At 52.1% G+C, this 12,065-nt stretch carries 12 protein-coding genes; 5 read left to right on the forward strand and 7 right to left on the reverse strand.

What is annotated here, in order from left to right; genetic code table 11:
* Positions 1 to 20 precede the first annotated feature (20 nt).
* The 3 genes from OEL57_RS03270 to OEL57_RS03280 are packed head-to-tail and all read right to left on the reverse strand — an operon-like array spanning position 21 to position 2,842.
* Positions 21 to 1,106: a GGDEF domain-containing protein gene (locus tag OEL57_RS03270; RefSeq protein ID WP_300737024.1), complete on the reverse strand. Its 1,086-nt coding sequence runs from the start codon at positions 1,104 to 1,106 to the stop codon at positions 21 to 23.
* 21 nt (positions 1,107 to 1,127) lie between these two features.
* A complete protein-coding gene (locus OEL57_RS03275) occupies positions 1,128 to 1,739 on the reverse strand; it encodes an L-threonylcarbamoyladenylate synthase (protein WP_300737027.1) in 612 nt (203 codons plus the stop codon).
* A 2-nt stretch (positions 1,740 to 1,741) separates the two neighbouring features.
* On the reverse strand, positions 1,742 to 2,842 hold the full coding sequence (locus tag OEL57_RS03280) for an aminopeptidase (RefSeq protein ID WP_300737029.1): 1,101 nt from the start codon (positions 2,840 to 2,842) through the stop codon (positions 1,742 to 1,744).
* A 216-nt stretch (positions 2,843 to 3,058) separates the two neighbouring features.
* On the opposite strand from OEL57_RS03280, the gene dut reads away from it, so the two are divergent.
* Positions 3,059 to 3,523 (forward strand): dUTP diphosphatase, encoded by a 465-nt coding sequence (dut, locus tag OEL57_RS03285; RefSeq protein ID WP_300737032.1) that lies wholly within the window; start codon positions 3,059 to 3,061, stop codon positions 3,521 to 3,523.
* A 21-nt stretch (positions 3,524 to 3,544) separates the two neighbouring features.
* On the opposite strand, the gene OEL57_RS03290 is transcribed toward dut, so the two are convergent.
* Positions 3,545 to 5,470: a cache domain-containing protein gene (locus tag OEL57_RS03290; protein ID WP_300737035.1), complete on the reverse strand. Its 1,926-nt coding sequence runs from the start codon at positions 5,468 to 5,470 to the stop codon at positions 3,545 to 3,547.
* A 51-nt stretch (positions 5,471 to 5,521) separates the two neighbouring features.
* Positions 5,522 to 6,793 carry a M16 family metallopeptidase gene (locus tag OEL57_RS03295; protein WP_300737038.1) on the reverse strand — a complete coding sequence of 424 codons (1,272 nt, stop codon included), beginning with the start codon at positions 6,791 to 6,793 and terminating at the stop codon, positions 5,522 to 5,524.
* 113 nt (positions 6,794 to 6,906) lie between these two features.
* Here OEL57_RS03295 and rfbC point away from each other — a divergent pair, with 113 nt between their 5' ends.
* The 3 genes from rfbC to OEL57_RS03310 all read left to right on the forward strand — a co-directional run bounded on the left by rfbC (position 6,907) and on the right by OEL57_RS03310 (position 9,518).
* The gene (gene rfbC, locus OEL57_RS03300; RefSeq protein WP_300737040.1) at positions 6,907 to 7,452 is read left to right on the forward strand and encodes a dTDP-4-dehydrorhamnose 3,5-epimerase; all 546 of its coding nucleotides are present in this window, start codon (positions 6,907 to 6,909) and stop codon (positions 7,450 to 7,452) included.
* 110 nt (positions 7,453 to 7,562) lie between these two features.
* Positions 7,563 to 8,843, forward strand: a complete 1,281-nt coding sequence (locus OEL57_RS03305) for an MFS transporter (protein ID WP_300737042.1) — start codon at positions 7,563 to 7,565, stop codon at positions 8,841 to 8,843.
* A 42-nt stretch (positions 8,844 to 8,885) separates the two neighbouring features.
* On the forward strand, positions 8,886 to 9,518 hold the full coding sequence (locus OEL57_RS03310) for an HD-GYP domain-containing protein (protein WP_300737045.1): 633 nt from the start codon (positions 8,886 to 8,888) through the stop codon (positions 9,516 to 9,518).
* Here OEL57_RS03310 and OEL57_RS03315 read toward each other — a convergent pair.
* Both OEL57_RS03315 and OEL57_RS03320 read right to left on the reverse strand, forming a co-directional pair.
* Positions 9,502 to 10,335: a metal ABC transporter permease gene (locus OEL57_RS03315; protein ID WP_300737047.1), complete on the reverse strand. Its 834-nt coding sequence runs from the start codon at positions 10,333 to 10,335 to the stop codon at positions 9,502 to 9,504. The genes OEL57_RS03310 and OEL57_RS03315 overlap by 17 nt on opposite strands.
* Before the next feature lies 1 nt (position 10,336).
* Entirely contained in the window at positions 10,337 to 11,086 is a 750-nt protein-coding gene (locus OEL57_RS03320; RefSeq protein WP_300737049.1) for a metal ABC transporter ATP-binding protein, read from the reverse strand.
* 276 nt (positions 11,087 to 11,362) lie between these two features.
* Between OEL57_RS03320 and OEL57_RS03325 the strand changes: the two genes are divergently transcribed.
* On the forward strand, positions 11,363 to 12,065 hold a 703-nt coding region (locus tag OEL57_RS03325; protein ID WP_331489748.1), incomplete at its 3' end, for a PAS domain-containing protein.

The following is a 12,065-nucleotide window of genomic DNA, read 5'->3' on the forward strand; positions in this document are numbered from 1 at the left end:
ATTCCTTTCAAAACTATCAGTTAAGACATTATTTTTGTTTCATTACCAGAAAAACATTCAACCCTGTCACGACCTGCCTCCTTAGCCACATACATGGCTGAATCAGCAGCGCGGATCAGACTGGTACGATCATCGGCATCATCAGGAAAGGTGGCAGCGCCAAAGCTTGCCGTAATCATGACACGCTCATTACTATCCGTTAGAAACAGGTGGACGCGAAAACGCTCCAGCAGGTTGGTGGCAACTGCCAGGGCCCCCTGCTTGCCGGTGTTGGGCAGCACAATCACATACTCATCTCCACCATAGCGGGCAGCCCGGTCAGATGAACGGATGTGGCGTTTTACCAGATGCCCCACCTCAGCAATCATCCGGCTACCCACCAGATGGCCAAAGCGATCATTGACCCCTTTAAAGTGATCAAGATCAAAAAACAGTAGTGACACCTGACTTTTGTACCGGTGGCTGCGCTCAAGCTCATATTCCAACAGTTCATGAAAATGACGGGCATTATGCAAACCGGTCAGATCATCCGTAACCACCAGTTCACTGACGCGCCTATAGTTGCGGGCATTGTCTATGGCAATGGCGGCAAAGTCAGCCACAGCGCCCAACAACGGAAGGTCATCACCATCAAAGGTACGTTCACCAACCGTGTTGATCAACTCAATCACCCCCAGCACCCTGTCCCTGATTTTAAGCGGGGCGCAGAGGATGGAACTAACCGGATATTCTACCTCTTCTGCAACATGGCTGGCAAGGCGGGGGTCCTGGCTGACATCGGCAATCAGGAGCGGCTGCCCGGACTGGGCTACCCAGCCGGCAATTCCTTCTCCCATCTTGAGGCGGATTCCCTTTAACTCCTGGGCCACCGGCGAAACTGCTATCTCAAAACAGAGCTCATTGGTTTCTTCATCCACCAGCAATAATGACCAGGTCTTTGGCTGCAGCAGCCGTTCAACCTGGGACATGATCGCCTGAAGAACTTCCCTCAGCTCAAGTGATGAAATCAGTGTTTTACCGATCTCAAGCAGGGAAGCCAGCTCAGCATTTCTGCGGGCCAGAAGTTCTACCACCTGCTCACTATCACTCATCTGATTGTTTGTCATGCGTGGCCCCCGCTTACCTGCCTATCCGGCCAACCAGGAAAGATCACCAGCCCCTTCCCGCAGTAGTTCAGGCTGATTCCCCACTAAACTGATTACAGAACTGACATCAGTGGCCAATAGACCTCCATCAACCACCAGATCAAGGGCACGGCCAAACAGTCGATTGATCTCCAGCGGATCCCCCACCGGATCCTCTCCGGACAGGTTTGCACTGGTGGTGACAATCGGCACCCCCAGGCCCTGCACAATCGACAGACAGATCGCATTATCCGGCATCCTGATCCCCACCGTCTTCTGCTTGGTTATCAGCAGATCCGGCACCTCGCGGCTGGCCTCAAGTACAAAGGTGTACGGGCCGGGCAGATAGCGCTTCATGATCTTGAAGGCAGGGTTGGTCAGACGGGCATACCGCGAGACCTCGGCCAGGTCAGAGCAGATAAATGAAAACGGTTTACGCTTATCCCGCTGTTTCACCTGATAAATCCGCTCAAGCCCTTTTTTGTTAAAGATGGAGCAGCCAAGCCCATAGGTTGTATCCGTTGGGTACGCAACAATGCCGCCATTTTTCAGACAATCCACAACCTGGGCTATCTGCCGCGGCTGCGGACGTTCAGGATCAATCTCCAGCAACATGACTATTTCTCCGGGTTCAGCGCTTCCAGTTCAGACAACACAAACAGCCCCTGTTTTTGAATCAGGCGATCATCAAACCAGATTTCACCATCATTCATCAGACGCACCATGTCCCAGTGTACCGCAGAGCGATTACCATTGTCAGCCTCATCATAGGCCTGGCCAGGCGTAAAGTGGATTGAACCGGAGATCTTCTCATCAAACAGGATATTGCGCATCGGAACCCGGATATTAGGGTTGACCCCTACGGCAAATTCACCAACATAGCGGGCACCTTCATCAGTGTCCAGAATCTCGTTCAGGGCCTTGGTCATCTCCCCTGCCGTGGCCTTGATAATCTTGCCATCTTTAAACTCAAGCCGGATGTTGTTGAACTCCTTGCCCTGATAGATGGTGGGGCAGTTGTAGGTGATGTGGCCCTGCACTGAATCCCGCACCGGTGCGGTAAAAACCTCGCCATCCGGGATGTTATAGCGGCCATCACACTTGATTCCCTGTATCCCCTTGATACTGAAGGTAAGGTCTGTATCCGGCCCTTTCAGACGCACCTTGTCGGTCTTGTCCATCAGTTTTTTCAACTTTTCCATCTTTTTTGATTCAACTGACCAGTCAATATTGCAGGCACCAAACAGGTAGTCTTCATATTCATCCAGGCTCATCCGTGCCTCCTGGGCTGAGCCCTGGGTCGGATAGCGGGTGACCACCCACTTGGTATGTTTGACCCGCTGATCTACCAGTGGGCGGGTCAGCTTTGAATAGGCCACCATCGCCTTCTGGTTACTAGTGGCATTGACCATTGAATTTTCACCGGCAGAGATACCAATATAGGCGGTCAGAGTCTTGTAAAAATCAAGTTTATGCTGGGGAAATACCTCCAACTGCTTTTTGGAGGCCAGATTATAGAGCTGTCGATCAATCTCAGGCACGGAAAAGGAATATTCAACATACTCAGCGCCTCGCTGCAGGCAAAGCGCATACAGCTCTTTCACCAGCGGTGCCGCCTCAAATCCAGCAGCAGCTATCAGTACCCGATCACCTTTTTTAATCCGGGTGGAATAATCAACCAGTACCTTGGCCATCTCGGCCACACGGGGGTCACGCATAATGTCAGAACCTCCAATAGATTTTAACGCAGAGTTTCAGAGTTAAAGCACCGAGGCGCAGAGAAAATCGAATTTTACCTCAGACACAAAACAGATCTTGTTTTTAAACATCACGTCGTCGCGTGAAACTTCATGTTTCTGATTTTATGTTTTTACTTTGCGTCTCTGCGTCTCTGCGTTAAAAGATTTAGAATCATTTCAGAAGGGATTTTTTACATGAAACACCGCGAGATTGAAACCAAAATTGTCAACCCGTTGATCGGCAGCAGCATCCCCCTGCCCCAGTATGCCACCGATGGTTCTGCAGCTTTAGATCTACGGGCCTGTCTGGATCAACCAGTAACGGTATCGCCCGGTGAAACCGTCACCATCCCCAGCGGCATTGCCATCAGCATCCATGACCCCAATCTGGTGGCTATTCTGGCACCCCGTTCCGGCTTGGGAATCAAGCATGGCATTGTATTAGCCAACACCATTGGCGTGATTGACAGCGATTATCAGGGGGAGATCAAGATCGGCATCCGCAACCAGGGCAGGGAACCGTACAGCATCCAACCCGGCGAACGGATCTGCCAGATGCTGTTTATGCCAGTGGTGCAAGCCAGCTTGCGGGTAGTGGAAGAGTTCAGTCAGGAAAGCCTGCGGGGTGAAGGCGGGTTTGGACATACCGGCAAGCTGTAACCAGCCGCTACCCAAGGTTTTCTATTTTACCACACGTGCCACAACCGCAGCCAGCTCACACAGTTGCACCGGTTTTTTCAAATGTAGATCCATACCGGCTCGATAGCAGTTTTCCCTATCTTCCTGGCTATCCTGGCCGGTCATGGCAATAATCGGGATATGCCCCCCCTGCTCTGCCTCCAGTGAACGGATAATCCGGGTTGCCTCAAGACCATCCATTTCCGGCATCTGAATATCCATCAGAATCAGGGTGTAGCTGCCGGTTTTCCATTGTTCAACAGCAGCATTGCCATCTGATACAGTGGCGACCTGATGACCACTCTTTTCCAGCAGCCTGGCAAGCATCATCCGGTTAATTTCATTATCCTCAGCAAGCAACACCCGCTGCGGGGCAACATCCTGGATATCTGCACAATCTGACTGTTCTTGATGATCAGAGATCTCTACAGGTATTGAAACATAAAAGGTGGTTCCTATCTCAGGCTGACTTTCAACCGTAATGCTACCATGCATCACCTCAAGCAGTTGCTTGACGATCGCAAGCCCCAGACCGGTACCACCATATTCCCGTGTAGTTGAGGCTGCAGCCTGATTATATGGTGCAAAAATATGATCAAGCTTCTCCTGAGGGATGCCAATACCGGTATCCTTAACTATCATACGCAGTTCACAACAACGACCAACCTGTTCACCTTTTTCAAAGGAAACCTTAATACACCCCTGATTGGTAAATTTAATGGCATTTCCCACCAGATTAACCAAGACCTGACGCAACCTGGTGGGATCACCAACAACCTGCTTTGGAAGATCTTCGGCAAGCAGGGTTTGGAAGGCCACCCCTTTTGAACGTACCCTCACCGCAAAAGGCAGTAGGGTTGCTGTCACTGTTTGCGGCAGATCAAATGAAATCTGCTCCAACTCAACGGATCCGGCCTCCAACTTTGAGAAGTCAAGCACCTGATTCACCAGGCTCAGCAGATGGTTTGCTGCGTGGCTGATACCTTCCAACAGCTCCCGCTGTTGCGGAGAAGGCGCCTGCTCAAGGGCCAGCTCAGTCAAACCATTAATCGCATTCATCGGAGTCCTGATCTCATGGCTCATCTGGGCAAGAAATCTACCCTTGGCAGCACTGGTTGCTTCAGCCTGCTCTTTTGCATCTTTTAAGCCTGTTACCAGATTTATCATGGCCCGTAGCAACCGGCTTGATTCATCAAGCACGACAGTGCTTTGTACAGGCCGATACTGTTCCGGTATATCCTGAAGTAATGCCAATGCCTGTTGCAGTGGCTTCTTGATCCTGATCGCAACAACCAGTGAAAATACGGTGATCAGCATCAGCACAAGACCGACAATCAGATAGACCTTCTGCCTGAGCGAGGCAACCTCGCTCGAGATATCATCCAGATACATCCCGCTGCCGATTACCCAGCCCCAGGGGGCAAACAGTTTTACATTGGATACCTTTGCAACTGGCCTGTCCTGACCGGGCTTTGGCCATAAATACTCCAGATACCCTGCACCAGATCTTGCCACCAGCCGATTCATCTCCACAAACAGCTTCTTACCGTTTGGATCGGCGTAGTTTGCAAGATTCTGGTTGTCGAGGCTGGTTTCATAGGGGTGCATGACCATCTTCAACTGCATGTCATGTATCCAGAAATAGCCGTTATCCCTTGACATTACCTTAAGTGTAGCCAGTACAGATTGCTGGGCCTCTGACTTGGTTAAATCGCCTTTCAACTCCTGCTGATGACCATTTTCAACCACACCACTAGCCATATCAACCAGTTCGGCAATATACAATTTACGCTGTTGCAGCAGCTTGTCTTCATAGAGGGGGAGTACATAGAACATCAGGGCGAGAAACGAGACAAACAGAACCACCAGATTGACAGCTACAATCTTGGTCAACAGATTCCAACTATGGGGCCAATATCTGCTTGCCATAACAGACACTCCCTGACCGCGACCAGCAGATACACATACGACAATATTGATCTAAAAGGCTATAAATTCAGATTTTTCAGCAAAGCAGTGTGGATCAACCTTACCCATAATCTGAATATTCAGGGCTTCATTACGAAACAGGCGGGTTGCTAACTGTCCCAAATCAGCAGCGGTGACTGCATCAAAACCTGCCATCACTTCATCCAGCGGCTGATACCGGCCAAAGTTCAGGTAACTGCGCGCCAGACGTGACATATAGCTATCACTCGATTCCAGAGACATCAATATCTTACCCTTAATCTGTTCACGTGCTGCCTCAAGTTCATCCCGAGGTACCAACTCATTACGCAAACGGGCCATTTCCTCCAGAATGATCTTGACCGCCTCACAGCTTCGCTCCCGCTCTGAACCGGCATAGATCGCCATGGATCCGGCATCCGCAAAGGAAGAAACATAGGAGTAAACCGAATAGGCCAGACCACGTTTTTCGCGGATCTCTTCAAACAGCCGTGAACTCATCCCGCCACCCAGAATAGCGTTTAAAATCATCAGGCTGTAACGTTCTGGTGAACCAGTAGGCAGACCCTCAGTACCCAGACAGATCAGGGTCTGCTCCAGATCACGTTCACAGAGTTCCAGCACCCGACCTGTTGCCTGACGGTTCTGGTGAGTGTCCACCCGACGGGGCTCGCCCGGCTCCAGACAGGAAAAAGATTTCTGCAACAGTTTAACCAGAGCCTGATGTTCAACTCCTCCGGCCGCCGCAATGATGATCTCGCTGGGTCGATACCAGTGGCTTCTAAAGTCAAGAATGGCGTCGCGGGACATGGTGCCAATGGTCTCTTTAGTACCAAGAATCGGATGCCCCAGTGGATGTCCCTTCCAGAAACTCTGGTGCAGACGGTCATGGATTGACTCTTCAGGCGCATCATCCCGCATCTTGATTTCCTGCAACACCACCTTGCGCTCTTTTTCAATCTCATCAGCAGGAAAAGTGGAATGCAAAAACATGTCGGACAGGATATCAACTACCTGCGGCAAGGTCTTGGCCAAGGCCTTTGCATAGTAGCAGACATACTCGTAACTGGTAAAGGCGTTCAGAATGCCACCCAGTGAGTCTATCTCACGGGTGATCTGCCGGGCAGTGCGACGCTTGGTGCCTTTAAACAGCAGGTGTTCAATAAAGTGGGCAACCCCCTGCTCCACCGGCTGTTCACAGCGGGCGCCATTGGCCACCCAAACACCGATCGAGACCGTATGCATACCGGGAACCTGTTGGGTTACGACCCGAAGACCATTATCAAAGGTTGTTTCATGTACCATGTGTGAGAGCTTACCGCAGTTTTGCAATTTTTCCACCCCTGCTAACAAATATTCACAATCTTTCTGTTATCTGCTATGACAACCAGACTTGCTCACAGGAGGAAACGCTTTCCATGAACTGCCTGACGACCACACTGCCCGGTGTACTAATCCTGGAACCCAAGGTCTTTGGTGATGACCGCGGATTCTTTTTTGAAAGCTATAATGAACGGGCCTGGCAAAAGGCAACCGGCCTTGAACGGTCATTTGTACAACACAACCATTCCCGCTCTGCCCGCAATGTATTGAGGGGGCTTCATTACCAGATTCAACACCCACAAGGCAAGCTGGTTCGTGTCATCAGCGGAGAAGTATTTGATGTTGCTGTGGATATTCGTCGCTCTTCACCAACCTGCGGTCAATGGTTCGGCACCACCCTTTCAGCAGATAACAAGCGTCAAATGTGGGTACCAGAAGGCTTTGCCCATGGTTTTTGTGTTACCTCCGACCATGCGGAATTCCTCTACCTGACAACTGACTACTGGGCACCTGAATTTGAGCGGACCATTGCCTGGGACGATCCGGCCATAGGTATCACCTGGCCACTGCCTGGCGAACCACTCCTGTCAGCAAAAGACCTGTCCGGCAAGCTGTTATCAGAGGCGGAACTGTTTGACTAGCAGGCTGTTAAAAACTACTGCGGAGCCTGTCTACGGCGTTGCGCGGTGCTCGCTCCTTCGCCTAACTATCCGTTATGTCTCAGTCGCTGTGCGCCGTGCGCCTTGTAGCCATGCTTCCTCGTAACGTTTTTCAACAGCCTGCTAACCAGCGTTCCGATACGGTCTGGCTGCTGACCCTTTGCTGCAGCCAGATCTTTATCATGCTGGTTTTTATCAATTATTCTGCCATCCTGCCTATTCTTAAAACTGAATGGGATATGAACAACACCCAGGCCGGGGTGATCTTTTCCGTCTATCAACTGGGCTACATCGCCTCAGGAGTCCTGCTCAGTACCCTGTCTGACCGCCTGAACATCCGCTGGATCTTTATAACTGCGGCACTCTGGTCAGGGGTGGCCAACCTGTTGTTTGGTCTGTATGCCCATGATTATCTGTCCGGCCTGATCCTGCGTGGACTAACCGGCATCGGCATGGGCGGCACCTACATGCCCGGCCTGAAACTGGTGGCAGAACGTTTTGCCAGCAACCAGCGTGGCAGGGCGGTGGGGATCTATGTCGGTTCATTGGTACTGGGAGCCTCACTGTCGTTGGTGGTACCTGGTACCATTGCCGGTATATGGGGCTGGCGGACCGCCATGCTTGCCTGTTCTTCCGGCGTCTTTATTGGCGCCAGTCTGTCGCTACTGGTGTTTCGTGGGTACCGCCCTGCCCCGCCCCAGCCATCCCCGCTGGGATTTAGCGGTGAGATCCTGCGGAATCGTCCTGCCCTGCTGGTTATCCTGGGCTATGCCAGTCATATGTGGGAGATGTACGGTATGCGCAGCTGGCTGGCACCGTTTTTTGCCGCAGCACTGACCGGTTGGGGGTTCAGCACCGGTAAGGCAACCGCCATGGCAGCAGTCACTGCTGCGGCTCTGGTGGGGATCGGCACCTTTTCCACCGCCATCACCGGCAGCCTGTCTGACCGCTTTGGCCGTACCACCACCGTTACAGTGGTCATGCTCGGTTCAGTTGTCTGTTCCCTCTCATTTGGCTGGCTGATCAACACCAATCTCTGGCTGACCCTTGCTGTTGGAAGCATTTACGGCTGGCTGATTGTGGCTGAATCGCCGGTCTTTTCAACAGCACTTACAGAACTGGTGGCGCCAGGCTATCTGGGGGCGGCCATGGGGATGCAATCGCTGGTGGGTTACACCATGGGGATGATTTCACCCACGGTCTTTGGCTGGGCCTTGGATACCTTCCAGAACTGGCAGCCCTGGCCCGGCATCAATGGTGCCTGGGGCATCGCCTTTACCACCGTTGGTCTGGGGGGATTACTGGGGCCGGTCTGCATGTGGTTGCTGCGTAAAGATCCTGCTTCAATCCGGTTGGCTCAGGGAAAACGATAGAACCTGGTTGACAGCACTACTATTTACGCTATAGGAACTACTATGCCTAAACCATATGACATAGCCCAGACATGGGATCCCCGCTTTGTGAACAACCTGATTCAGGTTCTAGTGGAGGCACTGGAGGTCAAAGACACCTATATCCAGGGTCATACCCGTCGTGTGGCTGAAATCAGTCTGGCCATCGGTGCCCGCATGGGTTTATCCCAGATTGAGCTGCGGGATCTTTATGCCGGTGCGATCCTGCACGATATTGGCAAGGCGGTCGGAACCACCGAAGAAACCCTCAACAAGCCGATGCCCCTTGATCAACGTGAAGAGATCATCATGCGGGAACACCCGCTTAAGGCAGGTCTACTGATCGTGGGCCTGGAAAACCTCTCCCATATCCTGCCCACCATCATGCACCACCATGAACGCTGGGACGGCACCGGCTACCCGGCCCGGTTGCAGGATGAATCGATCCCCCTGCATGCCCGGATCATCTGCGTGGCTGATGCCTTTGATGCCATGGTCTCACCCCGCTCGTTCCGGCCTGCCATGAGCAGGGAAGAGGCGATTGCAGAGATGATCAAGGAAAAAGAAAAACATTTTGATCCGGATATTGTGGATGAACTGATTGCCAGCCTGGAAGATAACAAGCATGAGTGGAAGGATTTCAGCTTCTATTTTTAACCGTTTGTAACTGCCTGAAGAGATAGCCACTACAGAAAATCACAAACGCCAGCAGAATAATCGTAGCCCCTGATGGCAGATTAAACAGAAATGAGATCATAATCCCCCCCACCACGGCCACAAGTGAAAACAGCACCGACAGAATCACGGTCATCCTGAATCCACGGGCCACCTGCAAGGCAGCAGAGGCAGGCAGGATCAACAGTGCAGAGATCAGCATCACCCCCACCAGCTTCATGGCCAGCACCACGGTCAGGGCGGTCAGGGCAGCAAGAAGACCGTTCAGAAACCTGACCCTGACTCCACTGACTGTTGCCAGCTCCTCGTTAAAGGTCAAGGCCACCAGGTCATTGTAATACAGCCATAACAAAGCCATGACCGTCACAAACAGGCCGCCAGCCACCAGCAGCTCTGCCTGGCTGATGGCAAGGATGCTGCCAAACAGATAACTGAACAGGTCAACCCCATAGCCCCGTCCCAACACCGCCAGCAACACCCCCAGCGAGACCCCCACCGACGAAACAATGCCGATGGCGGCATCTCCACCCAGCCGGGCCTTGCCAGCCAGCTTTAAAATTCCCAAGGATGCCAGTAACACCACCGGTAGTGATACCAGCAGCATGGCAGCCCCCTGCAGGCCTGCAAACAGGGCCAGGGCCACGCTGCCAAAGGTGATATGAGCCAGACCGTCACCAATCAATGACAACCGGCGCAGCACCAGAAACACACCAAGCACCGCACAGAGCACGCCGATCAGGATACCGGCCAGCAGGGCACGTTGCATAAAGCCGTATGAAAACAGTTCAAGTATCGTCATATCAATGCCTGTGGCAGATCAGATGCTGTGAATGTTCCCCGAAAAAGGCAGACATCTCGGGAGAGTGGCAGAACTCATCAAACGACCCAAAGAACAGGACCCTTTTGTCAAGATACAGCATCCTTGAGGCATACTGGCCAATGGTACCGGTGTCATGGGTCACCAGCAGCACGGTGGTGCCTTTGTCCTTGTTCATCTGGGCCACCAGTTCATAAAAACGGTCCCGGATCTCAGGATCAAGGGCAGCGGTTGGTTCATCCATAATCAGCAGCTCTGGATTATTAACCAGAGCTCGGGCCAGCATGACCCGCTGCTGCTGTCCACCTGACAGTTCACCGATCATCCGTTGCTGCAAATGGCCGACATCCAGTCGTTCCAACATCTCCAGCACCTGTTTGCGGTCATGGCGGCAGAGCCTCTTGGGAAGAGTTTTACCAGCCAGCAAGCCCAGTTGTACCACCTCAAAAACTGTGGCAGGAAAAGCAGGATTAAGCGGCCCCAGATTCTGGGGTAGATAGCCCAGTCGTTCCCAGGCAGAGAAACGGTCACGGGATTGGCCAAAGAGCGATATCTGACCGTGGTACGCTGGCATCAGCCCAAGCAAGGCTCGCACCAGGGTGCTTTTCCCTGACCCGTTGGGTCCCACAATCCCCAGATAGTCGCCACTGGACACACTGAAACTGATATCAGACAACGCCTCAACAACTCCGTGACGGCAGGTAAGCTGTTTTACCGTGATCAGTTCTTGCACGAAAGACCTACCTGCAGGTAGTTAAGATTTGTACCCAACGGCCTAATGATCAGTTGCGCTGTCTGTTTTTTCTGTTGTAAACAAACCAGTACATATAGCGTCCAAAAAGCAAGTATGACCTGAAGAGGTTGTACGCAATGTGTCATAATTCACTATCCCCCCTACCTGATTTACCAGGCATCATAGCCCGCATTTCTGATCCTTGCAATTATCCTCTGCTCGTTTATACTGAGCTAATCAAAAGCGTTACTACATAGGCATTAAAGGAGCCATGTTATGGGACTTTTCGGCGGACCGAGCAAGCAGGAACTGCTGGACAAGGACAATGAAATCAAGAAGCTGATGCAGATGCTGGACAATGTTGATAACGTAGTCATGCTCTGCGACACCACCAATGACAATAAGATCTTTTACATGAATCGCAAGGCCAAGGAACTGCTGCAGCAACACCGTTCAGAGCTGAACAGTGGCCTGCGTGGCGCTGATGTGGGTAATGCCTTTGGCAACTCAATCCACCAGTACCACAAAGATCCGGCCCGTATCCGCAGTATTTTTGCTGATCCACGGGGCAAGCTGCCCCATTCTGCTGATATTCCGATCGGTGGCGTTACCCTGCAGACCAAGGCCTACCCGATCTGGGATCCAAATGACAGCAGTAAACTGCTTTGCTTCATGGCCTGCTGGAATGACATTACGGCAGAACGTACCATCAAAGAGCAGCAGTACAAGGATATTGAGCGAAAGAATTATCTGGAAGAACGGATCCACCAGATCGCTACAGCCATGGAAGAGATGAGCATGACCGTCAACGAAGTGGCAGGCAACACTACCAATGCCGCTGATTCAGCTGCCCAGGTGGCTGACAGCGCCCACGAAGGTCAGCGGGTGGTGAATCAGGCGGTCAAGGGGATGCAGCAGGTAGCTGAAGTGGTTCGTTCTTCAGCACAGATTGTAGGCGACCCGGGGGCAACCTCAGAAA

This window comes from Trichlorobacter sp., from assembly GCF_030247655.1.
Classification (GTDB): domain Bacteria; phylum Desulfobacterota; class Desulfuromonadia; order Geobacterales; family Pseudopelobacteraceae; genus Trichlorobacter.

What these genes read in the sequence shown, in the direction of transcription:
- OEL57_RS03270 (WP_300737024.1), bottom strand. Translation starts at nt 1,106, where the DNA reads ATGACAAACAATCAGATGAGTGATAGTGAGCAGGTGGTAGAACTTCTG.
- OEL57_RS03275 (WP_300737027.1), bottom strand. Translation starts at nt 1,739, where the DNA reads ATGTTGCTGGAGATTGATCCTGAACGTCCGCAGCCGCGGCAGATAGCC.
- OEL57_RS03280 (WP_300737029.1), bottom strand. Translation starts at nt 2,842, where the DNA reads ATGCGTGACCCCCGTGTGGCCGAGATGGCCAAGGTACTGGTTGATTAT.
- dut (WP_300737032.1), top strand. Translation starts at nt 3,059, where the DNA reads ATGAAACACCGCGAGATTGAAACCAAAATTGTCAACCCGTTGATCGGC.
- OEL57_RS03290 (WP_300737035.1), bottom strand. Translation starts at nt 5,470, where the DNA reads ATGGCAAGCAGATATTGGCCCCATAGTTGGAATCTGTTGACCAAGATT.
- OEL57_RS03295 (WP_300737038.1), bottom strand. Translation starts at nt 6,793, where the DNA reads ATGGTACATGAAACAACCTTTGATAATGGTCTTCGGGTCGTAACCCAA.
- rfbC (WP_300737040.1), top strand. Translation starts at nt 6,907, where the DNA reads ATGAACTGCCTGACGACCACACTGCCCGGTGTACTAATCCTGGAACCC.
- OEL57_RS03305 (WP_300737042.1), top strand. Translation starts at nt 7,563, where the DNA reads ATGCTTCCTCGTAACGTTTTTCAACAGCCTGCTAACCAGCGTTCCGAT.
- OEL57_RS03310 (WP_300737045.1), top strand. Translation starts at nt 8,886, where the DNA reads ATGCCTAAACCATATGACATAGCCCAGACATGGGATCCCCGCTTTGTG.
- OEL57_RS03315 (WP_300737047.1), bottom strand. Translation starts at nt 10,335, where the DNA reads ATGACGATACTTGAACTGTTTTCATACGGCTTTATGCAACGTGCCCTG.